Annotated in this window: 27 protein-coding genes and 1 pseudogene; 26 read left to right on the top strand and 2 right to left on the bottom strand. The window is 71.7% G+C overall.

Annotated elements, in window-relative coordinates:
• From ACIQK6_RS40370 to ACIQK6_RS40245, 26 genes are all read left to right on the top strand, one after another.
• Entirely contained in the window at positions 1–303 is a 303-nt protein-coding gene (locus ACIQK6_RS40370) for a DUF6112 family protein (RefSeq protein WP_402697455.1), read from the top strand.
• Positions 303–983 (top strand): hypothetical protein, encoded by a 681-nt coding sequence (locus ACIQK6_RS40365; protein WP_402697414.1) that lies wholly within the window; start codon positions 303–305, stop codon positions 981–983. Before ACIQK6_RS40370 ends, ACIQK6_RS40365 begins: the two co-directional genes overlap by 1 nt.
• A gap of 30 nt (positions 984–1,013) precedes the next feature.
• Positions 1,014–2,336 carry an ATP-binding protein gene (locus ACIQK6_RS40360; protein ID WP_402697412.1) on the top strand — a complete coding sequence of 441 codons (1,323 nt, stop codon included), beginning with the start codon at positions 1,014–1,016 and terminating at the stop codon, positions 2,334–2,336.
• Between the two features lie 80 nt (positions 2,337–2,416).
• Positions 2,417–3,877 (top strand): SCO6880 family protein, encoded by a 1,461-nt coding sequence (locus ACIQK6_RS40355; RefSeq protein ID WP_402697410.1) that lies wholly within the window; start codon positions 2,417–2,419, stop codon positions 3,875–3,877.
• A 48-nt stretch (positions 3,878–3,925) separates the two neighbouring features.
• Positions 3,926–4,387, top strand: coding sequence for a DUF6238 family protein (locus tag ACIQK6_RS40350; RefSeq protein WP_402697408.1), 462 nt, complete (start codon positions 3,926–3,928; stop codon positions 4,385–4,387).
• Between the two features lie 30 nt (positions 4,388–4,417).
• Positions 4,418–5,908 (top strand): ATP-binding protein, encoded by a 1,491-nt coding sequence (locus ACIQK6_RS40345; protein ID WP_402697407.1) that lies wholly within the window; start codon positions 4,418–4,420, stop codon positions 5,906–5,908.
• Positions 5,909–5,939: 31 nt separating this feature from the next.
• The gene (locus ACIQK6_RS40340) at positions 5,940–6,722 is read left to right on the top strand and encodes a hypothetical protein (RefSeq protein ID WP_402697405.1); all 783 of its coding nucleotides are present in this window, start codon (positions 5,940–5,942) and stop codon (positions 6,720–6,722) included.
• Positions 6,723–6,937: 215 nt separating this feature from the next.
• Positions 6,938–7,327: a hypothetical protein gene (locus tag ACIQK6_RS40335; RefSeq protein WP_402697403.1), complete on the top strand. Its 390-nt coding sequence runs from the start codon at positions 6,938–6,940 to the stop codon at positions 7,325–7,327.
• Positions 7,328–7,338: 11 nt separating this feature from the next.
• Entirely contained in the window at positions 7,339–8,103 is a 765-nt protein-coding gene (locus ACIQK6_RS40330; RefSeq protein ID WP_402697402.1) for a glycosyltransferase family 2 protein, read from the top strand.
• 17 nt (positions 8,104–8,120) lie between these two features.
• Positions 8,121–9,242 (top strand): hypothetical protein, encoded by a 1,122-nt coding sequence (locus ACIQK6_RS40325; protein ID WP_402697400.1) that lies wholly within the window; start codon positions 8,121–8,123, stop codon positions 9,240–9,242.
• A gap of 24 nt (positions 9,243–9,266) precedes the next feature.
• Positions 9,267–9,695, top strand: coding sequence for a hypothetical protein (locus ACIQK6_RS40320; RefSeq protein ID WP_402697399.1), 429 nt, complete (start codon positions 9,267–9,269; stop codon positions 9,693–9,695).
• Between the two features lie 101 nt (positions 9,696–9,796).
• Positions 9,797–10,294 carry a hypothetical protein gene (locus ACIQK6_RS40315; protein ID WP_402697397.1) on the top strand — a complete coding sequence of 166 codons (498 nt, stop codon included), beginning with the start codon at positions 9,797–9,799 and terminating at the stop codon, positions 10,292–10,294.
• A gap of 105 nt (positions 10,295–10,399) precedes the next feature.
• Positions 10,400–10,816: a hypothetical protein gene (locus ACIQK6_RS40310; protein WP_393741526.1), complete on the top strand. Its 417-nt coding sequence runs from the start codon at positions 10,400–10,402 to the stop codon at positions 10,814–10,816.
• 52 nt (positions 10,817–10,868) lie between these two features.
• Positions 10,869–11,783 carry a hypothetical protein gene (locus ACIQK6_RS40305; RefSeq protein ID WP_402697395.1) on the top strand — a complete coding sequence of 305 codons (915 nt, stop codon included), beginning with the start codon at positions 10,869–10,871 and terminating at the stop codon, positions 11,781–11,783.
• The gene (locus ACIQK6_RS40300) at positions 11,780–12,223 is read left to right on the top strand and encodes a hypothetical protein (protein ID WP_402697393.1); all 444 of its coding nucleotides are present in this window, start codon (positions 11,780–11,782) and stop codon (positions 12,221–12,223) included. Before ACIQK6_RS40305 ends, ACIQK6_RS40300 begins: the two co-directional genes overlap by 4 nt.
• Positions 12,224–12,443: 220 nt before the next feature.
• Positions 12,444–13,232, top strand: coding sequence for a hypothetical protein (locus ACIQK6_RS40295; protein ID WP_402697391.1), 789 nt, complete (start codon positions 12,444–12,446; stop codon positions 13,230–13,232).
• Positions 13,229–13,465: a hypothetical protein gene (locus tag ACIQK6_RS40290; protein WP_402697389.1), complete on the top strand. Its 237-nt coding sequence runs from the start codon at positions 13,229–13,231 to the stop codon at positions 13,463–13,465. Before ACIQK6_RS40295 ends, ACIQK6_RS40290 begins: the two co-directional genes overlap by 4 nt.
• Before the next feature lie 38 nt (positions 13,466–13,503).
• Complete coding sequence (locus ACIQK6_RS40285) at positions 13,504–13,887, top strand: hypothetical protein (RefSeq protein ID WP_402697388.1); 384 nt, start codon at positions 13,504–13,506, stop codon at positions 13,885–13,887.
• Positions 13,884–14,672, top strand: a complete 789-nt coding sequence (locus ACIQK6_RS40280; protein ID WP_402697386.1) for a DUF317 domain-containing protein — start codon at positions 13,884–13,886, stop codon at positions 14,670–14,672. Before ACIQK6_RS40285 ends, ACIQK6_RS40280 begins: the two co-directional genes overlap by 4 nt.
• Before the next feature lie 158 nt (positions 14,673–14,830).
• The gene (locus ACIQK6_RS40275) at positions 14,831–15,196 is read left to right on the top strand and encodes a hypothetical protein (protein WP_402697384.1); all 366 of its coding nucleotides are present in this window, start codon (positions 14,831–14,833) and stop codon (positions 15,194–15,196) included.
• On the top strand, positions 15,187–16,017 hold the full coding sequence (locus ACIQK6_RS40270; protein WP_402697382.1) for a DUF317 domain-containing protein: 831 nt from the start codon (positions 15,187–15,189) through the stop codon (positions 16,015–16,017). Before ACIQK6_RS40275 ends, ACIQK6_RS40270 begins: the two co-directional genes overlap by 10 nt.
• Positions 16,018–16,037: 20 nt before the next feature.
• Positions 16,038–16,232, top strand: a complete 195-nt coding sequence (locus ACIQK6_RS40265; RefSeq protein WP_402697380.1) for a hypothetical protein — start codon at positions 16,038–16,040, stop codon at positions 16,230–16,232.
• A complete protein-coding gene (locus tag ACIQK6_RS40260; RefSeq protein ID WP_402697378.1) occupies positions 16,229–17,002 on the top strand; it encodes a DUF317 domain-containing protein in 774 nt (257 codons plus the stop codon). Before ACIQK6_RS40265 ends, ACIQK6_RS40260 begins: the two co-directional genes overlap by 4 nt.
• Before the next feature lie 40 nt (positions 17,003–17,042).
• Complete coding sequence (locus ACIQK6_RS40255) at positions 17,043–18,833, top strand: type IV secretory system conjugative DNA transfer family protein (protein ID WP_402697376.1); 1,791 nt, start codon at positions 17,043–17,045, stop codon at positions 18,831–18,833.
• Positions 18,830–20,080: a DNA cytosine methyltransferase gene (locus ACIQK6_RS40250; RefSeq protein WP_402697374.1), complete on the top strand. Its 1,251-nt coding sequence runs from the start codon at positions 18,830–18,832 to the stop codon at positions 20,078–20,080. The genes ACIQK6_RS40255 and ACIQK6_RS40250 overlap by 4 nt, the downstream gene beginning before the upstream one ends.
• Positions 20,080–21,216 (top strand): DnaB-like helicase N-terminal domain-containing protein, encoded by a 1,137-nt coding sequence (locus ACIQK6_RS40245; RefSeq protein ID WP_402697372.1) that lies wholly within the window; start codon positions 20,080–20,082, stop codon positions 21,214–21,216. Before ACIQK6_RS40250 ends, ACIQK6_RS40245 begins: the two co-directional genes overlap by 1 nt.
• Positions 21,217–21,323: 107 nt before the next feature.
• On the opposite strand, the gene ACIQK6_RS40240 is transcribed toward ACIQK6_RS40245, so the two are convergent.
• Entirely contained in the window at positions 21,324–22,475 is a 1,152-nt protein-coding gene (locus ACIQK6_RS40240; protein ID WP_402697371.1) for a GIY-YIG nuclease family protein, read from the bottom strand.
• Positions 22,476–22,685: 210 nt separating this feature from the next.
• A pseudogene (locus tag ACIQK6_RS40235) lies at positions 22,686–23,309 on the bottom strand (hypothetical protein); the annotation flags it as partial.

Raw genomic sequence — 23,309 nt, 5'->3', positions numbered from 1 at the left:
CTGTCCGAACACCTCACCCTGCTTGCCTACGATCCGGGCGTCTCGCCCAAGGGCGGCGGCCTGCCCGGCCTCGAAGTCCTGCGCACCGTAGTCAACTCGATCAACCTCTTCGGCATCGTCGCGGTGGTCGGCGCGCTCGCCGTCAGCCTCGGTGTGTGGGCCTGGGGCCACCACTCCGGCGGCCACCAGGCCGAAGCCAACGGCAAGAAGGGCGCCGTGGTCTCCGCGGGCGCCGCCCTCGGCCTGGGCGCGGCCAACGGCATCGTCGCGTTCTTCAGTGCCCTCGGCTCGCAGGTCCACTGATGAGGAAACGTTCCCTCGACGCTCTCGGCCTCGGCTGGCAACCGCCACGGCGCGTCATGCTCGCCGCCGGCGTCCTGGCCGCGCTGCTCGTGCTGGCCGGCGCCGTCGCCTGGTGGACAGGCCGCGGCCAGAGCACCGACGCGTCCGCCCCGCACACCGGGTCCTCCGCATCACCGAAGAGCACCTCGGCTCCCGTGCCGAAGCCGCCTCCTGGCGGGTCCAAGGTCGCCGGTCCGCCGCCGATCGCCGACCCGCTGGCCTTCGGCCGGGCCAGCGCGGTGATGCTGTGGACCTTCGACGCCCGCACCACCAGCCGTGACGATCAGCTCGCCGGCATGCACACCTGGATGACCGGCGAAACCGCGTACGCGGACTGGGACTCCGTCCAGGCCCAGATTCCCGACCCGCTCCTGTGGTCCCGCCTCAAGGACAACGCCCAGCACGCCAGCGCCACCACGTCCGAGGCGCACTTCCCCTCGGCGTTCAAGCAGGCCCTGGCCGAGAACCCGCAGGCGATCGCCGAGGCGTACATCTACGCCGTCACCGTCCGCGGCAAGACGCAGCTCGCCTGGAACGGCGGCGGAGGCGGCGCCGAGGACCGCCAGATCACCCTCGCCGTCCAGTGCCGCCCTGGCAAGGACTGCCGCCTGGTCGCCGTGGCCCCACGCGTCGCCCCGTAGCCGTTCCCCTCTCCCCGAAAGGACGCCCGCGTGGGCTTCTGTGACCTGCCCGTCGCCGGCAGACTTTGCGCTGTCGGCGACGTGATCGACTTCGCCTCCGACCCCGTCGGCGCCATCGGGGACTGGATGGCGAAGAGCGCCGGCGACCTCGCCGCCGCCGCGGCCGACCTCGCCGCGAAGGCCATCAACCGGACCACCGACATCGACCTCGGCGCCGGCTGGTTCCGCGACAACTACGAGACGATCCTGCCCATCGGCCTGCTCCTGCTGGTCGCGACGTTCTGCGCCCAGCTCGTGCGGGCGGCCATCAAACGTGACGGCCAGGCCCTGACCCAGGCCGTCACCGGCACAGCCTCCGGCGTGCTGTTCGCGTTCTGCGCCATCGCCTTCACCACGGTGGCCCTCGAAGTCGTCGACGCGCTGTCCGACGGGCTGTTCAAGGCATCGGGGACAGACATGTCCACGGCCGTCCGGCGCCTGGTCAAGATCTCCCAGATCGGTGCCATCGCGGGCATGGGCTGGCTCGTCGCCGTCGTCGCCGCCTGCGCGAGCGCGATCGGGATGTTCCTCTTCTGGGGCGTGATGATGGTCCGCAAGGTCGGCATCCTGATCTTGGTGACCCTCGCGGTCTTCGCGGGAGCGGGCGGCGGCTGGGAAGCCGCCCGCCGCTGGCGGCGCGGCTGGATCGAAGCCACCGCAACGCTCGTGGTGTCGAAGCTGCTGATGACGATCATCTTTGTGCTCGGCATCGCGGCGATGAGCAAGACCGAAGCCAAGGACGGCGTGTCCGCGCTCGCCGACATGGCGGCAGGCATGGTGATCATGCTGCTGGTGCTGCTCTGCCCGTACATGGTGTTCAAGTTCGTCCACTGGGCGAGCGAAAGCACCGACGGCGAGTCGATTCACCGAGCCGGTGGCGCGGGCGCCCAGATGGCCCGCCAGCACGCCGAGAACGCCGGGCGCAAGGCCGCTTCCGCAGCAGCCACTGCGGGCACCGGCGGCGCGGCGGCCGGCGCCGGGGCCGCGGGCGGCACCCAGGCCGCAGGGGGCAGAGGCTTCCCCGGCGACATCGCCGCCAATCCCACCGGCGGCATGAGCATGGACAAGGGCGACTCGGGAGGCGACAGCTCCGGCGGCGGCTTCCGTGACCTCATGGAGCAGTCCGGCACCCCGCAGAACCAGAGCAACACGGGTCAGGGCGGCGGCCAGGACAGCGGTCCGCCGAGCTGGGGTGGCGGGGGCGGTCAGCAGGGCGAGTGGAGCAGCAGTGCTCCCTCCGATCCGATGCCTCCGGCCCACGCAGCCCCCTCCGCCGGTGACAGCACCCAGCCCTCCTCGCCGACCGGCCTGTAACCCACCAGCCCCGCCCGGGGCAGGGCCCGTCCTCTTCACCGCGCCCCCTGCCCCGGCCCGACCCGACCCGGACCCGAACCTTGTCTTCCGAAGTTCTCCCTCTCACCGTCAAGTTCCCCCACCGGTCCCGGCGCGGCATCCTGCTGGGCCTCAGCCTCCCCCAGCTTGTTCTCGTCTCCTTGGCCCTCGCGCTGCTCCTGGTCACCGTGGTGACCTCCGGCCTGATGGGCGCCGTCGTCCTGGCTCCTCTGTGGATCACCACCGCCGTCCTGGTCGGAGTACGACGGGAGGGCCGGTCCTTGATCGACTGGGCGCCGCTCGTCGCCCGATACGCCCAGCGCCGCCGGACCGGGCAGACGGTGTGGCGGTCCCGGCCCATCTCCCGGCCCAGGGTCGAAGGGCTCCTCCACCTGCCGGGAACGACAGCGTCGCTGCGGGTGGCCACGGCCGCCTCCGGCGCTGCCGCCGTCCACGATCCCCACCGGCAGACCCTGACCGCCGTCGCCAAGGTCAGCTCCCGCGCCTTCGCCCTGCTCGATCCCGCCACCCAGAACAGCAACGTCTCCGCCTGGGGCCGGGCGCTCGCGGGTATCGCCCGCACCGGGCACGTCGCCACCGTCCAGGTCCTGGAACGCACGGTTCCAGACTCCGGAGACAGCCTCGCCCGGCACTGGGCCGAGCACGGTCAGCCCCAGACCCCCGTCGCCGGACAGATCTACTCCGCTCTCGTCGAATCCGCCGGCCCTGCCACGGCCCCGCACGAGAGTTACCTCGCCATCGCCCTGGACCTCAAAGCCGCGAAGCGGCTGGTCAGCCAGGCCGGGGGCGGACTCGACGGTGCCTTCACCGTCATGGCGCAGACCACCGCGTCCGTCGCCCAGGCCGCCCGCACCGCCGGGCTCACCGTCACCGGCTGGCTGGGGCCTCGGGAGATCGCAGCCGTGCTGCGCACCGCCTACGACCCCGCCGCCACCGCCCGCCTCCAGCAATGGTCCTCCACCGGTCGGGCCGAAGCCGACCCGGCCGCCGCGGGCCCCGTCGCCCAGGTCGAGGAGACCGACCGGGTGATCACCGACTCCGCCCGGCACACCACCTACTGGATCGAGAACTGGCCCCGGACCGAAACCCACGCCGGATTCCTGCACAACATCATGTTCAGCACCGGTGTGCGGCGCACCTTCTCCCTCATTTACGCCCCGCAGGGGATCGACTCCGCGCTGCGCGATGTCCAGCGCCGCAAGGCGGCGATCATCGCGGACGCCTCCGAGCGCCGCCGCCGCGGCCAGGTGGAGTCGGAAGCGGACAACGTCGAGTACGCGGACGTCAAGACCCGCGAGAAGCAGCTGATCTCCGGGCACGCGGACGTCGCGCTGACTGGACTGCTCACCGTCTCCGCCGACACCGACGCCCACCTGGACGCCGCCTGCGCACAGATCGAAACGGCTGCCGCCGGCGCCCAGGTAGACCTGCGGCGCCTGATCTACCAGCAGACGGACGCCTTCACCGCCGGCGCTCTCCCGCTTGCCCGCAACACCCTCTAACCCGTCCGCCCGTCCGCCATCTTGGCGTCCATCCCCAGCGAGAAGCCCTTGTCACCTGACGACCGCCGCGACGCCCTCCCCACGAGCGACGCCCACCCGTATCTGCGGGCGGCCACCGCCGGCCTGCGCCACCACACGCGCACCCTCACCTCACAGACCTCCACCGGCGAGAGCGGCCGCCCCGCCGACCGGCCTCACCTCGACAGCCTGCACGCCCACCTCACCGCCCTGCACCGCCTGCTGGACCAGCTCGCTGAACGCACCCGGCCCGAACGCCCCGCCTCCGGGCGGCACCTGGCCACCGCCCACGCCCGCCTCTGGCAGGCAGCCGACGCCGTCCACGCAGCGTTCCACCTGCTGCCCGCCACGGTCCCCGGCGGCAGCGACTGCCACCCCGAGCGGCTCCCCGAAGGCCCGCCCGTACTGACCATCTGCCAGCGCCACCTGGCCGCCTCCCACGCCGTTCGACGCAAGACCACAGCCGCCGACCTCGCCACCCCGGCGTCCTGAACCCCCCGCCCCGGAAACGAGCGAGCACCGTTGTCCCACCGCCGCGCCAGCGCGACCCCCCTGTTCACCCCGCACAACATCGACCGCGCCCAGCGCCGGGCCCTTCGCAAGCAGACGGCCCGCGCCGAAGCCCGAGCCCGCACCGCCGCCGGCACCGACGCGGAACAGCACCCCACCGAGGCCGCCTACCCCGACGCCGTCTATCCGCTCGCCGGACGCCCCGGACCCGCGTCCGCCCGCGGCAGCCGCCTCAAGCTGCCCGCCCACCGCATGACCACCGCGGTGGCCAGCGCCGCCTATCCCTTCCTCGCCGAAGGCGGGCTCGGCGCCGACGGCATCTACATCGGCCGCGACCTGCACGCGGAAGGGTCGTTCACGTTCGACCCATTCTCCCTGTACGGGAAGGTCGAGGGTTTCACCAACCCGAACCTGTTGCTCGCGGGGGTGATCGGGCAGGGCAAGAGCGCCCTGGCCAAGAGCCTGGCCCTGCGCAGTGTCGCGTTCGGGTACAGGGTGTACGTCCCGTGCGACCCGAAGGGTGAATGGAGCGCGGTGGCCTCCGCCCTGGGCAGCACGTCCATTGCGCTGGGGCCGGGTCTGCCCGGCAGGCTGAACCCGTTGGACGCGGCGCCCCGGCCGCCGTCCGTGCCGGAGGCGGAGTGGGAAGGCGAGGTCCGCAAACGCCGTCTGCTGCTCCTCGGCTCGCTGGCCCGTACCGTCCTGGGCCGGGACCTGCTGCCCATGGAGCACACCGTCCTCGACGTCGCGCTCGACGCCGCCGCAGCCCGGGCGGCAGCCAGTGGCCGGCCCCCGTTGCTCGGCGACATCGCCCACGCCCTGGCCGACGGCCCCGGCCTCGACCTCGCCGGCGGCCTGCTGTCCGGACGGCTCGGGGAGGCCGCCCGCGACCTCGCCCACGCCATGCGCCGCTTGGTCTTCGGAGACCTGGCCGGGATGTTCGACGCACCCTCCACCAGCGCCTTCAACCCGTACAGCCCGATGCTGTCGATCGACCTCTCCCGCCTCGGCGGCAGCGACGACACCGCCCTGGTCCTGGCCATGACGTGCGCCTCGGCCTGGATGGAATCCGCGCTCACCGACCCGTACGGCGGCCGACGGTGGGTGATCTACGACGAGGCATGGAGATTGATGAGGCATCCGGCCCTCCTGATGCGCATGCAGGCCCAGTGGAAGCTCTCCCGCGGTCTGGGCATCGCCAACGCCATGGTCATCCACCGGCTGTCAGACCTGCTGACCGCGGGCGACGCCGGCAGCCAAAGCCGTGCACTGGCCGAGGGGTTGCTCGCCGACTGCAGCACCCGCGTGATCTACCGCCAGGAGACCGACCAGCTGCACGCCGCCGCCGGACTCCTCGGACTGACCAGCGTCGAAACGGCCGCGCTGTCCCACCTCAGCCGAGGCCGCGGCCTGTGGAAGGTCGCTGGCCGGAGCTTCGTGGTTCAGCACCAGCTGCACCCCGCTGAGCTGCAGCTTTTCGATACAGACGCCCGTATGCACTGACCGCAGAATCGTTCAACCCATCCGGGAGCCCATGCCCTCCGCACGCGCTGATCTGTCCCTGTTCGCCTCCGCGCTCGCCGCCCGCCTCCCCGGGCAGTGGACGAGCGACTACCAGCAGCATCCCACCTACCCCGACCAGTTCACCACCATCGAGCGCCTCTGGGACACCGGTCACGTCGAGTACATCGTCAGCCAGTACGTCCTGGGGCACGAGGCCGTACTCCACGGCCCGGACGGCCAGCACCTGTACGTCAACGACAGGCCGCTGCAGCCCGGCCAGTTCATCGTCGCCCCGCTCAGCCCAGACGCCGAGCCGCACCACTTCGTAGGCGTCGACGAGCCGAACGGGATCGCGGTCCCCAACGATCCCGTCCGGGCCGCCGCCCGCATCGCCCGACGGCTGCTGCCCCGCTACGAAGTCGCCCGGCACGCGGTACGCCGCAGCGTCACCGACCGGCCCGAACCCCCGCACCGCAAGGCCCCGCCGCAGGTCGACCGGACCGTCACCCTGACCTGGTACGAGGACGGGGCGCTCGGGACGCCGTACAAGGACGTCCCGGAGGAAGCCCGGGAAGCGCTGTACGTACACGGATTCCAGTACGTGCCCCACCAGGCCGCATTCCTCCTCCCCGCCTCCTACGGCGAGGCCGGCCGCGCCGTACGGATCCAGGCCGTCGCCCTGCGGCTCGCCGCGCACGGGATCGGCGTGAACCTGCGTCACGCCACGCCTACCGCCACGCTCCCGCCCCGCCCGCCGGCCGTGGCCCGGCCCGCGGCTGTCCTGCCCGCAGCGCCTGCCGCCCGCGCCCGCTGACCACCTGCAAGAAGGAACCCGCCATCAGCACCCGCAGCTTCATCGCCCGCCCGACCCCCAAGGACGGCTACGAGGGCATCTACTGCCATTACGACGGCTACCCCGACCACCAGCTCCCTCTTCTGCTCGGCGCCGCCCGCTACCGCTTCGGCGGTGACCTCGACGCCCTGCGCCGGCACCTCATCGATGGCCCCCACGACTGGAAGCAGCTCGGCATGGACCTCCTGGACAGGGCCCCCGACAACGTCCGGGAGCGGCTCGACCCCCACGGCGACCGCGGCCCGAGCGCACCCTTCGACAACGTCTTCAACGTCGACGGCACCCCCGCGAAGCCGATCCCGGTCACCGACGCCAACGCTGATGCCATGGGCCTGGAATGGGGCTACGTCCTGCATGACCACGGCATCGAAGTAATCGCCCTGACCTGGTACGACATCGGCCCCATCGTGCCCTGGGACACCGACCCCCTCTCCCGGATCTCCGGCACCCCCTCGCTGTGGGACTCGAACCGGCCCGCGCCCATCCAGGTCCCCGCCTCCCCACTGAAGGTCACCAAGCCGGTCGCCCCGGCACCCACACCCGCCCGACCGCGGATCACCCGCTGAACACCGCGCCCATGGACCGCACTCCGGAGAAGTCCCTGTCCGTCCCGCAGATCACCGTCGTCATCGCCACCCAGCTCCGCCCCGAGCGCCTGCCCTACCTGCAGGAGATGCACGCCAGCCTCACCCGGCAGACCGTGCCCTGGGAGGCGGTCCTCGTCCTCGACGGCGCCGACCCCGCCCTCGTGCCTGCCCCGATCACCGCCGACCCCCGGATCCGTATCCTCGTCCTGCCCCGCTCGGTCGGTGCCGCCTGCGCCCGCAACCTCGGCCTGAACGAGGTGCGCACCGAGTTCATGAACTGGGCCGACGACGATGACGTCTTCCCCGACTGGAGCCTGGGCGTACGCCTGGAGACCTTCACCGACGAGCTCGGATGGGTCGCCGGATACAGCGAGGACTGGCTGCCGGACGGATCCCGACGCCTGTGGGAATGCCCGGCCCCGCCCGGCTACCACGCCGCCGGCGACGTGGTGACGTACTGGCCCCGGCCGCAAGACACCATCCCCATCGGGCCGACAACCATCCTCGCCCGCACCCGCCTGGTGCGCGCGGCCGGCGGCATGGGCGGCCTCGTCCAGGGCGAGGACTACATGGCGGCCGTCGGCGTCACCGCACTGGCCCCCGGCGTGCTGCTCCCGCTGCCCGTCTACCAGTACCGCAAGCACGACGGGCAGATGACCCGCGGCGAGCAGTACGACGAGCTGGAGCTGGCCGCCCGCCGCCACGCCCACGCATTCGGACACGGCCTGCGCAACGCCCTCACCAGCCGGGCGTGAGCGTGGACGAACTTACGATGCCACGTTCCAGGGGCCTGGCTCAGATCATCCTCGCCGTCAGCCCGGCCGACGGCCTGGTCGCCGTCCCCTTGGGCGAGCAGTACCGATGGGCCAACACCGCTCTCCAGCTCACGCCCGGATTCGAGCGGCGCCCCGACGGCACGTACGCCCTGCGCGACATGGACACCGCCGCCCCCATCCTGCGCGCCCTCGCAGATACCGCACGTCGGCACCGCGTCCACCTCTTCGGCGGCCCCCGCCCCTACCTCGGCGACTACGCCACCGCGCTGGCTGGTGCCCTGCCCGGGACATGGATGGTGAAGGTCGAGGTCTACGCACACCCGCTGTGGCAGGAAGACCTCGTCCCCCTCCTGTGGGACGCGGGCGAACTCGTCGACTGCGTGGAGCACGTCCGCATCCCGTACGCCGCCCAGCTCACCAGCGGTGCAGCCGAACTCCTGCTGGTCGAACGGCCTGGCAGCGCCCACGAGTACCTGCTCGGCGCCTTCGCCAGCGGCACCTTCGACGACAACTACGCCGACCCGCAAGCCCCCACCTCGGCCGTGCTGCCGCCCGACGCGGCCCATGCCGCCAGCCTGGTCGCCGGCAGGTTCCTGCCCGCGTACGAGCTGGCCGTCCACGAACGGCTGCTGGCCGCTGTCGAGGTGGCGCACGGCAGGCTCGAGGAACTCCATGCGACATGGACGGCGATCCAGCAGTCCGGCCGCTACAGCGACGGCACGCTCTTGGACCCGGCCACGCTCGGACACACCGAGCAGCAGTACCTCGAAGAGAGCTCCGCGGAGTGGCGCCGCCTGCGCCCCCACGCCGCTGAACTCCTCACCCGCACGCGCCCCGCGGCAGGCCCCGAGGACGCCGCCTCCCTGGATCGGCTCCACCAACTGCTTCACCCTGGCGCGGATTCCTCCACGTGGCCGGCGCCGGCATCCTCACGTGCCGCCCTGCCTCCCGGCACGGCCGAGGCCCTCCGGCGATGGCGGACCGACGCACCGGCCCTGCTGCGGCAAGCCCGCGCCACCCGCCCCGTCGGCCCTGCGCCCACGGCCCGGCCGGCGATTCCCGCCGTCGGCAAATCCGCCTCGCCCGCCGCCCTCGGGCGGGCGCCCCGCAGCCGATGACCTTCCCCGACCACCAGGACACCCATGCAACCGCACTTCCACTTCGGGCTGCACCCGGAGCACGGGGTGGTCGCCCGCGCTACCGCGGCCATCACATCCCACCTCGCCGACTGGTACCTCCAGCACGAGCAGTTCGAGCCCGTCCCCGGCCGACCGGACCTGTACCGGCTCGCCCATCCCGACCAGGACCCGCGGCGCCGGGCCCGGCAGACCGTCCACGATCTCCGCCGCCATGGCTTCACCGTGCACGCGGACCTCTCCCTCGACCCGGCCGCCACCGCAGCGCCTCCCCGCCCGGCCCATGCCAACTGCCTGGCCGAACGGCGCGCCCGCATTGCCCAAGCGGCCTCCGACCGGTCACCGCAGCACCGCGCGGGCGCCGGCCCCCAGGTCACCGCCCCGGCCATGCCCGCCGCCGTCACCCGTTCCTCGTCCGTCGCACGGACACGGTGACTATGACCGACACCCCCATCCGCATCAGCGAGGACAGGTCCCAGCCAGTCGCTGCCGGCGCCCTCTTCCGATCTCCCTTTCCCCATTGCAAGGAGTTCTTCATGGCCATCCCCACGTCTTTCGAGATCGTCCACAGCTGCGGACACCGCAACACCGTTGATTTGTCGAGCCGTTCAGCGGACCGGCGCGCCGGATACGCGCGCTGGCTCGCCGCCCGGCAGTGCACCGACTGCTGGCGGGCCGACCACCAGGCGGATGCCGCCAGCACGGCGGAGTGGCTTGCCGCCAAGCGCGCAGACGAACAGGCCTCCGCTGCGGACTGGGCAACCCAGTTCGACATGCCGCCCCTGGAGGGCCCCGAGAAGATCCTGGGTTGGGGTGAGCGCACCCGTCACCAGCTGGTGACCCGCGCATACGCCGCCCTGGTTACCGAAGGGACCTGGGACGAAGCCGACTGGGCCCAGTTGGAGGAGCAGGTCCGGCTGCTGACGAGAGCCGGGTGGTGGGTCGACCAGCGCGAGGCCGAGGGGACCGATCTGCCCGATCTTCTGGCGGCCGCCGACGACCGCGACCGGCCCACGGAGAACCCGTTCCGGTAGGCGCGCGGCGCGCAATATAGCGGCGAAGTCCCGGTTTCGGAAACCGGGGATTCTCCGGACCCTTTGTCTTCCACTGCCGCCCAGCGCCTTCGTGGAGGACCCTCCGTGCCCGAGACCCGCCCCGTCTACCTGCCGCCCGACCCGCTCACCCCGGAGCGGGACATCACCCACCAGCACTTCCGCCCCGGCGAGCACGTCGTGATCCTCAAGGGCGCCGCCGGCGGAGAGCTGTGGGGCGACGCGATGAAGGTCGTGGCCCCCTCCTGGCACACCCCTACCGACGAGAACGGGTGGCGGTTGCTCGACCCCAACGGCGGCGACCGCTCCTACGTCACGGCCCACCCCCGCTACCTGGTGCACCTGTCCAAGCGGTGCCCGGAGTGCCTGATGCACCAGAAGGCCCTGCGGGAGTACCTGGCCAAGCGCCTCGGGGACACCGAGGAGGTCGTGGACTGCAGCTGGTACTCCCTGACCGCCCTCAACCAGCTCGTCCACGTCGCCGACGCCCGCCCGGGGCGCTGACCACGGCCATACCGCCGCCCCAAACGCGCCGGCCTTCTGCCATCCCCTCGAAATGCAACCCCCGAGCGAGACCATGATCATTGCCATCCACTCCCGTGACGTGACCGCCGATGAAGCCCTCGCCGAGGCGCTCGGACGGGAGACCAGCACGGCCGAGGGCCTGACCACCGAGCCCGGTGGCACGGTGGTGGCCCACTCGAACCGGCTGGACCACTACACCGACGAGGACGAGACCTGGAGCTCGGCGACGTGGGCCGACCATCTCGCCGACCCGTCGCTGGAGCACCCGCTCGCCTCCGGTCCCGACGGCGACCGGCGCGCAATCCTCCACGTCACCGCGCACATGCATCCGCTGGACCGGGAGCTGAACCACGCCGAGTGGTCCGAGATCGGCCACCGGATCGCCCGCGTCGCCGGCATCGCGCCACCCGGCGACGACCAGGCATGCCAGTGGATCGCCGTCCAGGCCCAGCCCGGCCGCCTGGACGTGATCGCCAACCTCATCCGCCTCGACGGCACCTGGAGTGCCCAGCCCCGACGCCTCCTGCAGACTCTGGTCGCCGAGGCACGGAATATCGAGGCCGACCTCCTCCTGCACTCCAGCCACCGGCAGAACTCCGCACGCCAGGACCCGGCGCCCGGCCTGGAGCACGCCGTTTCCCCGCGGGTGCCGACCGCGACCGGCCCGCTCGCGGGAATCCTGCGGCAGCTCGCCGCCGAGCAGTCCGGCCCGATCGCCGCAGTGCGTCAGCTCGTGGAAGAGGTCGGTCGACAGGCCGCCGCGCTGCCCGGCGACCAAACCGACGCCGCCGCACGGGACTTGTTCTGGGCAGCGCGCCGCCTGTACGGGCTGCAGGAGCAGCTAGGTGAGATCGCTTCCCGACTCCAGCCTCCCGCGCCTCCGGCCGCCCTCCCTTCGGCCCGGCCGGTACAGGCTCCAGCCGCATCGCGGGCGGCAGCCCGGTGAACGAGCCGGCCACCCCACGCAAGACAGCGCCCGTCACGGTAGCCCGGGACATCGAAACCGGCAGGATTATCGCCCGCGGTGGTGACGGGCTGGCCCACGGCATCCTCGAACGCACCTTCGTCCTCCGCAAGGTTCACGGCGCTACCTGGCATCGGATGACGCCGACCGTTCTGCCAGCGGACCAGGCCGCAGTGGCGCAGCTCGCCGTCGCACGGCTCCAGGCCGCGGGGTACCGGGTCGAGGCCGACGCCGAATGCGCGACGGAGTCGACACAGGACCGCTACGTGACGGACGGCCGATCGATTGCCAACGTCGCCGCCGCCATCCGCGACGCGGCCAGCCCGGCCGAAGTGTCCGACCGGCTGGAGGAGGTGACCGCCGCGCACGACGGCATCCTCGCCTCCCTGGACCAGCTCCTCCGCTCCCTGGCCGCCGTCTAAGACGGCCTCGGCGGACCTGCGGACCGGCACGTCGCGGCTTGCAGGCGCTACCTGGCCGAGCACCGGCTCGGTCCCATCACCGCCGACCTGCTGCACACCCGCGCAGAACTCGCCGACCGCACCACGGCCCCAGCCCGGCGGGGCACGTCACTGCCCGCCGCCGTCCCGCTGGCCGCACCCGCGCCTACCGCCTCCGGACGGACCCGATGACCCCCGCCCCATGTTCGAGGAGCCCATGCCCGCCGCCTGCACCCTGCCCGACGACGACAGCCGCGACGTGGAGTCGTTCGCCACCATCCTCTCCGAGGAACTCCCCGGGAACTGGACCGTGCACCACCACCAACACCAGCGGCACGAGGACCAGTTCCTGCATGCCGAAGAGGTCTGGGACCTCAACGAAGTGGCCGCCGCCCTCGCCGAGTACGCCCTGGGCGCAGACGCCCACCTCATCCGCGACGACGGCACCCGCCTGTACGTCACCCTTCATCCCCGGCGTGAGGAGGAGTTCCTCGTGGCCGCCATGGCTCCGTCCGGCGCCGCCCCGGAGGCGTTCGCCGGGGTCCGCGAACCCGACGGGATCGCCGTGCCTGCCGATCCCGAGCGCGCCGCCCGCGCCATCACCGCCGACCTGCTGCCCCGCTACGACATCACGCTCGCCCAGGTCCGGCACAACGCGATGAACCCCCCGCAGCCCCTCCCCGCCTCTGGTGCTCAGCCGCAGCAGGTGTTGATGACCTGGCTCGAGGACGGTTCCCTCGCGGCCGTCACCACCGCCCGGCCCGCAGCCGAAGCCCTGGTCTCCGAAGGGTTCGCGTGGAACACCACGGCAGGCGCCTATGTGCTCTCCGGGGACGACACCCGCGCCCAGGCCCACGCCGTCCAAGCGGCCGGCGCCCGCCTCGCCCGCCTCGGCATCGCCACCATCCTGCGCGCCGCCGCCCGCCCTGCCGCGGAGGCGACACTGCCTACTCCGCCGCCCGGTGCCCGGACCGCCGCCCGCGCCCGGTGATCCATACGTCCCGGCACCGCCCCGCCCACGCCCAGCCAACCGCCGACAACACCGGCCACCGGCCCCGCGTCCCACCGCTCAACGCCGCCAGCCGCCCGCGGCTCGCCCGTTTCCTGCTGCGCCGCTACCTGCGCGCCGCCGTCGTCAAGGCCGCAGGCCCCGACCGGCAGCGGCTCGCACCGCCTCCGCGCGACACCGCGCCGCCCGCCCTCGCCCACCGCCACACCCGCTGACCACCGTCGGGAGTACGGCACAGCCCCCTGGACCGCCCATGACCCCACCCGCCACCACGCTCACCGACAGCATCACCCGCCAGCTCAACCTGCTCTCCGCGCAACTGTCCCAGGCCGGGCCCCAGCAGGCCGCACAGATCCTCCAGCAGGTCCTGGACGCCGAGAACGGCATCCTCGGCAGGCTGACATCCCTGGTCGTCACCGGCACCTACGTCACCAAGTACCACGCCCAAACCGGCACGTTCCCCGCGGAGATGTGGCTGGCGCTCGGGCGCACCGCCAACACCCTGCACGACCTCGCCCTCGACCTGGACGAACACCAGGAAGTGTTCGAGGAGATCGCCTCGCGCCGCTCCCTGGCCACGTCCTCTCCGGCCGCCGCGCAGGCCACCGCCCTGGTGGCGCGGGGGAGGCACCGTTGAGCAAGAGACAGCAGTGGACCGGTTGGGGCCAGGCTCAGCAGGCGCAGCAGCACTACCTGGTCGAGCCCCGTTACCTGGCCGGCGGCGGGGACCTGCGCCACGTCGGCGAGTTCCTGCGCGCCTCGGGGTGGAAGGACACAAGCGCCAGGTCCGGCAGCATGCTCGCCTTCGACTCGCCCGACCAGATGGTGCACGTTGCCTACCAGCCGCCGGGCGGCTGGCAGGTCCACGGGGCCGCGCACGGACATCAGCCGGCCTGGCAGGTCACCCTGACCCCGCAGACCCCGGTGGAGATCGTGGCGGGCCTGACCGACGCTCTGACCAAACCGCGCTCCGCGCACGCCCCGAACGTGTGGGCGCCGCTCACCGAGAAGTCGTGGAGCATGCAGCAGGACGACTACTTCGTCGCCCAGAGCCCCGACCGGCACGCCGTCGTGCAGTACGTCCAACCCGGTGGTGACGGCAGCCAGAACCACTGGTGGGTCGGCGCCCGCAACGAGCACGGGCCCGTCTGGAACGCGCAGGCCACCGCGAGCACCCCACTGCACCTGGTGCAGTCCCTGACCACGGCCCTGGCCGACCCGGAGCCGGTGATGCGCCCGCTCGGGCACGTCCCGCTCAGCAACCGGATCCGCGTCACCTCCGTGTCCGTCCTGCCCGACCAGCTCGGCGCCTGGCAGCAGGCCCGCCTCTCCGCCGCCCGCGCCGCGGCCTGGAGCCGCAACTGGGTCTCCTCCCGCGCCCGCACTGGCACCAAGACGTCCGGCTACGCAAGGACCCGATGAATCACCCGGCCCGGCTCCTCGCCGTTCCTCTCCCGCGCCCTGGGCCCGTTGTCCGCCGCAGATCGCCCGGCCCCAGCCGCCCGCTCCGGCCCTCCCCCTCCCGGACACGGACCGACACCCCAGCGCCGCTGAACCGGCCTCATTTCCCTGGAGCTTCGATGACTGACGAACACACCGCCCGGCTGACCGCCGAGGACATCCGTGCCTCCGCACACACTCTGCATCTCCTCACCGCCTACCTGCGGACCGGCCCGCACGTGACTGAGGCCCTTTCCTTGATCGCGGCACTCGTCGACGCGGACACCGGTACCGCAGTCCGGCTCGGTGAAGCCCTTCGGAGCATCGCCCGCTACCTCGCCCAGGAGACCACCGTCCCTCGCACCGACACCGTCGAGGCGACCCTGGGCGAATACATCCAGGCCGCTTCCGTCCTGCAGGACCTGCGCCTGCTCGACCTCACCCTCGAACCCCTGCGCACCGCGCCCGTCCGCACGAGCCCCGCTGAGACGGCCCCGTGGCAGTAAGCCCCGCCCAGCGTGCCTCATACGCCAACGACCACCACACGAAGATCCCTTTCGAGACGGCGCCCCGCCACCTCGCGGGGCCCGGTGACCCCCGCCACGTCACCCACGCCCTGCTCGCCGCCGGATGGACCCTCACCTCCGCCCCCGGCGACCCCCGAATCTCCCTGACCGGTCCCGACGAGGCCCGGCACCACATGGTGATCGACCCGTTCGCCTCCGGCTCCTGGTGGCGGATCCACTCCGTCGACTGGACGTGGAACGCCTCCTTCGACCGGATGGTCCCGGCGGAGATCATCGCCGGATTCACCGACCGCCTCCTCGGCGGCCCGCGCCGAGGCGACACCAGGCCGTGGAAGCACATGCAGAACGCGGGCTGGAGCGTAGACCTCCGCCCCGACGGAACCGGCGAAGCCCTCTCGCCCGACCCGAGGCTGCCGATCCGGGCCGAACTGCGCCCCATCTTCAACGACTCGCCCGACCACCTCGCGTGGCGCATCGAGGCCCAGCCCGAGCACAGCGGCCCCCCGATCTGGCAGATCTGGATCAGCGGCCCGGTCCCGGACCACCTCATGACCGGCCTGGCCGAGCAACTCGTCGCCACCGCCCCCGTCCTGCGCGGCATGCACGACCTCGACCACTACGCCGCCCGGCAGGAGAACAGCCCGCTCACCCCGGAACAGGCGGTCGAAGCCCACTTCTCCCGCATCGACGCCGCCCAGGCTCGGACCCGCACCCAGCGCCGCACCCGCCTCACCACCCGCCTGCCAGCCCCGGCCGCCGCCCCGGCAAGCCCGGCATCCTCCCGCGCATCCCGCCCCTGAACCCTCGAAGAGACCCGCCCGTGCCCCACTTCGCCCGCTCCGGCAGCGCCGCTGTCCCCGGACACCAGGAGATAGCCGCCCGTCTTGCCGTCTTCCGCTCCGCACGGGTCGGCCTGTCCGCCACGCACGCCGACAACCTCGAACTCGCCGTCGCACGCCGTACGGTCACCGCGAACCACATCACGCTCTCCGTCACGGAAGGCGCACAGCGGTGAGCGGGCCCGAGAAGCCGCCGGTGCTGGCCCAGGTCGCTCCCTGCTACCTGGCCGGCGGCGGGGATCCGCGGTGGGTGACCGCCCCGCTGCAGAAGGCTTTCCGCTGGCAGCCAGCCCACATCCCCCTGAGCCCGGCCGTACGGCTCACCCGCCGCGACCGCCAAGCCGAACTGCTGCTGTCACCGGACCCGGACGACCACTGGTGGATCCTGCACCACACCGGGAGCAGCACCGAGAAGGCGTGGACCATGCATTTCGGCGCCCGGACCCCGGCCGAGATCGTCGCCGCGGCCACCGACGCCCTCACCACCGGCCGGGCGGACAGCATGGCCGATCCGATGCAGGTCTTGGAGCACGCCGGGTGGAAGCACTCCGTACGGGACCACCAGATCTCCTCGCCCGACGGATTCGTCACCGTCTCCCAGCACCCGGTCGGCGCGATGAACATCGAGGTCACGGCCCACGACGGCCCCTGGGCCTCCGAGCCCACCGCCCGTCCGGCTTGGCGGGCGTACTTCTCCGACCACACCCCGCCCCACCTGGCCGCCGCCGTCCTCGCCGGCATGGTCTCCACTGAGCCGCTGCTGCGTGACGAGAAGGCGATAGTCCCCTTCCTGCGCTACAGCGTTCGCATCGCCCGCGACCGCGTTCCCGCCCATCAGGCCGAGTACGCCCTGTGGGACCGGGTCGACCGCCTCGCCGCCCACCGCACCGGCACGCCGCTGCCGCCGCAGCCGCCCGGCGGGTCGCTGCCCCGCCGCACTCGCTGACCCCCCTTCGCCCCCGCCCCCTTCACGGAACCGCGCGCCCTTGTCCCAGTCCAGCTCCTCCTCCGACGGCTACGACATAGCCTTCAAAGTCCTCCTCGGCGTCTTCGCCGTCGGCGTCCCCCTCTCCCATCTCGCCTGGCTCGGCGGGAACCTCACCGCCCTGCTCACCGGGCACCCCTGGGCCGGCTACCGACCCGCCGACGCCCTCATCCGCCCCGACCAGCTCTGGCCCGGCCTAGGAGAAACGTCCCTGCTCCTCGGCGCTCGAATCCTTCCCGTACTCGCCCTGATCGCCCTCGCCTCCGCCAGCGGTGTGTGGTGGAGCCGCCACAAGGGCACCTTCGGCGGGAAGAACAAGCGCCGGGTCCAGGGCACCGCCAAGGCCAAGGACATCGAGCCGCTCCTGGCCAGCGCGATCACCGCAAAGGCCCGCTCCCTGCGCCCCAGCCTGAAGGACGCCGATCGCATCGCGGCCTCCGACACCGGAATCCTCCTCGGCAACCTCCAGGGAAGCCGCACCGAAGTCCGCATGGGCTACGAGGACGTCGCGGTGGCGATCATGGCACCGCGCTCCGGGAAGACCACCTCGCTGGCGATCCCCTCCATCCTGGCCGCGCCCGGCGCCGTACTCCTGACCAGCAACAAGGCCGCCGGCGACGCCTATACGACCTGCTTCGACGCCCGCAGCCGAGTGGGGCGGGTGTGGTCGATGGACCCCCAGCAGATCGCCCACGCACCCCGGACGATGTGGTGGAACCCCCTTGCGGACGCCAAGTCCCTGGAGGGCGCGAACAGACTCGCCGGCCACTTCCTCGCTGCGTCCGTGGACGCCTCCCAGCAGGGCGACTTCTGGTCCAAGGCCGGATCCAACATCCTGTCGCAGCTGTTCCTGGCCGCGGCCCTCGACAACCGCCCGATCACGGACGTGATGCAGTGGCTGGCCTTCCCCGCCGACCGGCGACCGCTCGACATCCTGCGCGACCACGGATTCACCTCCGTCGCAGCCCAGTTGAAGGGCACGGTCGAGGGCCCGCCGGAAACCCGAGACGGCATCTACGAGACCGCGAGACAGTACGCGTCCGCCCTGCTCAGCGCCGACATCGCCGCCTGGGTGACCCCGCAGAAGGACGTACCGGAGTTCCGCCCGGCCGAGTTCGTGGCCTCCACCGACACGTTGTTCCTGCTCTCCAAGGACGGCGGCGGCGGAGCCTCCGCACTCATCGCAGCGTGCGCAGACTCGGTGATGCGGGCCGCGACCGCCCGAGCCGAACGCACCGGCGGACGTCTCGACCCGCCCATGCTCGCGATCCTCGACGAGGCCGCAAACGTGTGCAAGATCAGCGACCTGCCGGACCTGTACTCGCACCTGGGCTCGCGCGGAATCATCCCGATAACGATCTTGCAGTCCTACAGGCAGGGCCAGAAGGTGTGGGGCGACGCGGGCATGGACGCCATGTGGTCCGCAGCCACCATCAAGGTCATCGGGTCCGGCATCGACGACCCCGACTTCGCGGACAAGCTCTCCCGGCTCATCGGTGACCACGACGTGGAGACAAAGTCCACCAGCATCTCGGACTCGGGCAAGTCCACCTCGATCAGCATGCGGCAGGAGCGCATCCTGCCCGCGGACCGGATCCGCGCCCTGCCCAAGGGCACCGCCCTCCTCTTCGCGACCGGCCTGCGCGCCGCCATGCTCGACCTTCGCCCCTGGTACCTCGAACCGGACGCCGACGAGCTGTCCGCCGCTTCCAATGCCGCCTCCGACGCCATCACCACCCGGGCCATCGCCAAGGCCGCGCCCCCACAAGCCGACTTCGGGCTGGCCGTATGAGTGACCTCGTTCTGGACCTCTTCGCCGGTCCGGGTGGCTGGGGGCACGCCCTGCGCGTCCTGGGTGTGCGCGACGCCGGCCTGGAGTGGGACGAATGGGCCTGCAAGACCCGCGCGGCGACCGGGCAGACCACGATCCGCACCGACGTCGCGCTCTACCCGGTCCGCCCTTTCATCGGCCGGACCCGCGGCCTGATAGCGAGCCCGCCTTGTCAGGCGTGGAGCATGGCCGGCAAGCGCCTCGGCCTGGTCGACCAGCCCCTCGTGCACCAGGCCGTGGCGGACCTGGCCGCCGGACGGGACACCCGCCCCCAACTGCTCGCAGCCTGCCAGGACCAGCGGTCGCTGCTGGCCGCCGAACCGATGCGTTACCTCCACGCCCTTCACCAGGCCGGCGAGCCGGAATGGGTATTGCTGGAGGAGGTGCCCGACGTCGCGCCCTTGTGGAAGCAGTACGCCGCGGTGCTGCGCTCCTGGGGGTTCTCCACCTGGTGCGGCATCCTGAACGCGGCTGACTTCGGAGTGCCGCAGACCCGGCGGCGGGCGATCCTGATCGCCTCCCGTACCCGTCGGGCGGTCCCACCCGAACCCACGCACGCCAAGTTCGGCGAGCCTGAGTCTCTCTTTGGCCCGGGCCGCCAGAGGTGGGTGTCCATGGCCGAGGCCCTGGGCTGGGGCCGCACCGACGGTCCCGTGCCCACCGTGTGCGCCGGCGGCGGCCCCGGAGGTGGACCTGAACCCTTCCCCTCTGGATCCCGCAAGACGCTGTCTGACGCCCGCGATCGCGGCACCTGGCAGAACCCCCCGCGCCACCCGGTATCCGGCCGGAACCCCAAGCCCGGATCGCCGTGCCGGTGCGGGGGCGGGACTTCACCGTCGTGGCCGCACTGCGGGGGCGAACGGGACTGGGTCCTGCGCAGCAACAGCCAGTCGAACGCGGCGGTCCGCTCCGTGACCGAGCCGGCGGCCACGCTGTTCTTCGGCAACCGGGCCAACGAGTGCGTCTGGACCACCCGGTCCACCGCCCTCGCCAGCCCAGCGGCGGAGGCAGCGCCGCTGGCGATCCGAATCACCGCCGAGGAGGCCGGAATCCTGCAGTCGTTCCCGGCGTCCTACCCCTGGCAAGGCAACAAGGGCCAGCGCTTCTCCCAGATCGGCAACGCGGTGCCCCCGCTGCTTGCGGCGCACTTGATCGCTCCGCATGTGGAACGCACGTTCAGCCGCGACGACTTCGTGCTGGCGGCGTGATGGCCGATCACGCCCGCGCCGCAGCCGACGAGGAGCTGCCCGAGGATCCGGGGCCGACGCCGGTGGTCCACTACGCCGAGCAGGCCCTTCTCGGCGCCCTGCTCCTGGTCCCGGAGCGGCTGAAGACCATTGGCCTCCTCGAGCCCGAGCACTTCGCCAACACCGCCCACAGTGCCCTGTTCGCGGCGATGTGCACAACGTCCCCGCCCGCACCCGAGGTCCACCGGGCCAGCCCAGTGTGGCCAAACCAGCTTCTTGCCGCCGCCCAGCCCCGGGCCCGGGCCTTGACCGCTGCCTACCTGCACACCCTCATCAGCATCTGCCCCACCGACGCCCACGCCCCGGCCTACGCGCAGATCGTCCACTCCGCACACGCCCGCCGCGTTCTGCGCCGGCACGCCGGCCTCCTCGCCCAGGCCGCCCGCGCCCCGGGGCCCGACCCGACCGCGGCCGCACTGGCCCGGGCCGACCAGCTCGCCGTATACCTCGACGAGCTGGTCACCGCCTTCCCCTCTCACCCCGGATCGATGCCCCGGACCCCGCCGGTACCCGCCCCGGCTGCCGAGGCGTCGGTGGAGGCGGAGGACGAGGAGCGGATGCTCCTGGCCACGGCCACCGCCCACGCCGATGACCTGCCGCGGCTGCGCTGGCTACACGAAAGCGACTTCACCGTCCCCGTGCACGCCGCCCTCTTCACCTGCCTGACAGCACTCGCCCGCCGGAGTTCACCCGTGGACCCCATCACCCTGCTGTGGGAAGCCCAGCAACGCGGCCTGCTTCGCGACGGGCTCGGTCCCACCGAAGTCCTCGACCTGCTCGCCCATCCCGCAGGGGCACCCGAGCACTGGGGCCAAAAGGTCCTCCAGCGCGCTCTCCTGGCGCAGGCTGGTGCCGTTGCCGCACGAATCGAAACGCTCACCGCGGACGAAGCCACCTCCGTCCACCAGCTGGCCACCGGCAGCCGCCGGGCACTTTCCGCACTGTCCTCAGTACGGAGCCGCTGGCACCAAGCCACCGGCGACTTCACCGAGAAGCCCACCTCCCGCCAGCCTTCCGTCCCCCGTGCTCCCGCCGTCCGCACCCCGTCCGCACGAGCCGGCCCTGCCGCCCGCGCCCCCGCCCGGCCCGGCCGATGACCATTCCCAACCCGACTGAGGGCAGGCGTCCAAGGGGGCCGCTGACAGACGGTCACCGACCGGCCAACACCCGCTGCTCCCCCGTCTGCAAAGTCCCGCTGGGGTGGTCAGTGGACAGTGTCAGACGGCTGCCTGGGGACAGGCCGAGTGAGATCGGCGATCAGGGGTGAGGGTGCGATCCCGCCAGCGCTCGGCTTGCGGCTGATCGCCTCGGCCGCCCCTGTCGCGTCCAGGCCGGCAGCAGCCGAGGATGCGAGCCGGGTCCCTCTGACTGGGGGCCGCGTGGCCGCCTTCCTCTTCGCCTCGACCTTGGCGATCACTTTGGCGCGCTCCTCCTGCGTGTGGTCATTGACCTCCTGCGCGTACCCGAACAGGCAGAGCGCGAGGGACGCGACAGCAAGCAACCAGGCGCTGGTGATCGCAGCCTGCGTGAAGTACGTCCGGCCGAAGGCCTCTATGTCCTCCACTGGGAGCCGGGAGAGAACGAAGTCCCGGATCAGCTTGTCGAACCCCAGAGGTCCCCACAACCCGTAGCCCACCAGGGCAAGGATGGGCAGCTTGCGTACGGGCCAGATGTCCCGCGTGATCGCGCGCAGCGCGAGAAACGCTGCGATAGGCAGTGTGACGGTGGTCAGCAAGCCGAGAAGGACGATGCTGGGCCAGCCGCCGAGGGCCGCGAACCCCGTCTTCCCGGCAACCGCACGCCGCGCGTGCCTGGTCGCGGCGGGCCCGTAGACGGAACCCATGAGCCGGTCGACATCGTGGTCGAGAGCGCTCCGCTTCTTGATCGGCACCTCCTCCTGGTCATCCTCCTCGTCCGGCTCGGGCTCTGGGCGGACGACGCCGAGAACTACGTCCCGGACGATGCCAGCCAACCTTTCCGGGGTGATCAGGTGCTCGCCGCGCCCCGCGCGCGGATTGGAACGCCGAGATGCGGTCCTCGAGGTGGCCGACGCAAGGGGCGTTGTCTCTTCGGAGAGTTGGTGGACGACAGCAGGGATCGCACCGACCGGCTGCACATCGCCGAAGTCGAACCACTCGCCCTCGACCCGATGGGCGGCAAACGCCTGATGCAGCATGGTTTCCAACTCACGACCACCGGACGTGCACCATCGTAATTCGAGACGTTCGGGGTTACCTGTCTGTAGTTCCTTGAGGCGCTTCTTTGGATTGACGCTCGTACCGATCTTGACTCGGGTCGATTCGACAGAACCAATCACGTACACATAGGAGTCGCCGCCCGGCGCAGGAGAGGTCACAGCCGCGACTGTACGGGGGCCCACTGACATCCCTGTGCTTGCCGAAGGAATCGGCTTGCGCCCAAACCGGATCAGACGGGTTGCCTGCTCCTCAGCGGCTCCCGCTCACCCACAACCGTGCCTCGTCCGACCCTTCGCGACCGCTGACCAGGCTCCAACAGGGCGCACGCTGCCCCGCATGCTCGTGCTGCAGCCTGCCGCTTGATCCGTCTACCAGTCCGCGACGGGGCGGAATACCTTGGCGTCCGAGGTCCTCGCCAGTTCCCAAGAGATCAGCGAGTAGCCCTCGGGCCTCTTTTCCAGTGGATGGTGGTTCCGCAAGGCGCAGATGATGAGCTCGCTGGACTCGACTGCCATCGGCCAGCCCTCCGGCGTCGCTCCCCGCTCTGCCTTGTAGTAGGGGTTTCTGGCCACGATGCCAGTGACCCACTTATCCGGAACGCTCGCCTCCTCCGAGGGGCTCTCGGGGCGCTCGGCCCAGGAGATCGAGGGGACGTCGTCAGAGGAGACGAGGTACCCGACAGCTTCCAGCGGCTCGTGATCCTTCAGGTGTTCCCGGGTCACGGCGCGGCCTGTAAGTGGACGGAGGAAGGCCGAGGCCATCGCGTCGTATCGCTCGAAGAGGTGCCGGAGCGGAGCCATGTCGACCGGAATGCCCACCAGTTGGAAGGAGATATTGCAGCGCAGTACCACGCGGGAAGGGTCGCTGGAGACATCGGCTGTCAGCGTGTAGAAGCCTCCGCCTAGGAAACTGATGAAGATGTTGGGTTCTGGCCCCGCCGCGTCAGCGGTGGGGCCAGACTCGTTCTCGTGGTGCAAGGGGAATGGTTCGGG

Source organism: Streptomyces sp. NPDC091682, from assembly GCF_044756625.1.
In the GTDB taxonomy this organism is placed as follows: domain Bacteria; phylum Actinomycetota; class Actinomycetes; order Streptomycetales; family Streptomycetaceae; genus Streptomyces.
This window is presented reverse-complemented; position numbering and strand designations above follow the sequence as displayed.

Excerpts from the sequence above, each read along its gene's own strand:
- ACIQK6_RS40305 (WP_402697395.1), top strand. The coding sequence starts at position 10,869 with ATGCAACCCCCGAGCGAGACCATGATCATTGCCATCCACTCCCGTGAC.
- ACIQK6_RS40365 (WP_402697414.1), top strand. The coding sequence starts at position 303 with ATGAGGAAACGTTCCCTCGACGCTCTCGGCCTCGGCTGGCAACCGCCA.
- ACIQK6_RS40330 (WP_402697402.1), top strand. The coding sequence starts at position 7,339 with ATGGACCGCACTCCGGAGAAGTCCCTGTCCGTCCCGCAGATCACCGTC.
- ACIQK6_RS40285 (WP_402697388.1), top strand. The coding sequence starts at position 13,504 with ATGACCCCACCCGCCACCACGCTCACCGACAGCATCACCCGCCAGCTC.
- ACIQK6_RS40245 (WP_402697372.1), top strand. The coding sequence starts at position 20,080 with ATGGCCGATCACGCCCGCGCCGCAGCCGACGAGGAGCTGCCCGAGGAT.
- ACIQK6_RS40315 (WP_402697397.1), top strand. The coding sequence starts at position 9,797 with ATGGCCATCCCCACGTCTTTCGAGATCGTCCACAGCTGCGGACACCGC.
- ACIQK6_RS40275 (WP_402697384.1), top strand. The coding sequence starts at position 14,831 with ATGACTGACGAACACACCGCCCGGCTGACCGCCGAGGACATCCGTGCC.
- ACIQK6_RS40320 (WP_402697399.1), top strand. The coding sequence starts at position 9,267 with ATGCAACCGCACTTCCACTTCGGGCTGCACCCGGAGCACGGGGTGGTC.
- ACIQK6_RS40325 (WP_402697400.1), top strand. The coding sequence starts at position 8,121 with ATGCCACGTTCCAGGGGCCTGGCTCAGATCATCCTCGCCGTCAGCCCG.
- ACIQK6_RS40335 (WP_402697403.1), top strand. The coding sequence starts at position 6,938 with ATGGACCTCCTGGACAGGGCCCCCGACAACGTCCGGGAGCGGCTCGAC.
- ACIQK6_RS40340 (WP_402697405.1), top strand. The coding sequence starts at position 5,940 with ATGCCCTCCGCACGCGCTGATCTGTCCCTGTTCGCCTCCGCGCTCGCC.
- ACIQK6_RS40250 (WP_402697374.1), top strand. The coding sequence starts at position 18,830 with ATGAGTGACCTCGTTCTGGACCTCTTCGCCGGTCCGGGTGGCTGGGGG.
- ACIQK6_RS40295 (WP_402697391.1), top strand. The coding sequence starts at position 12,444 with ATGTTCGAGGAGCCCATGCCCGCCGCCTGCACCCTGCCCGACGACGAC.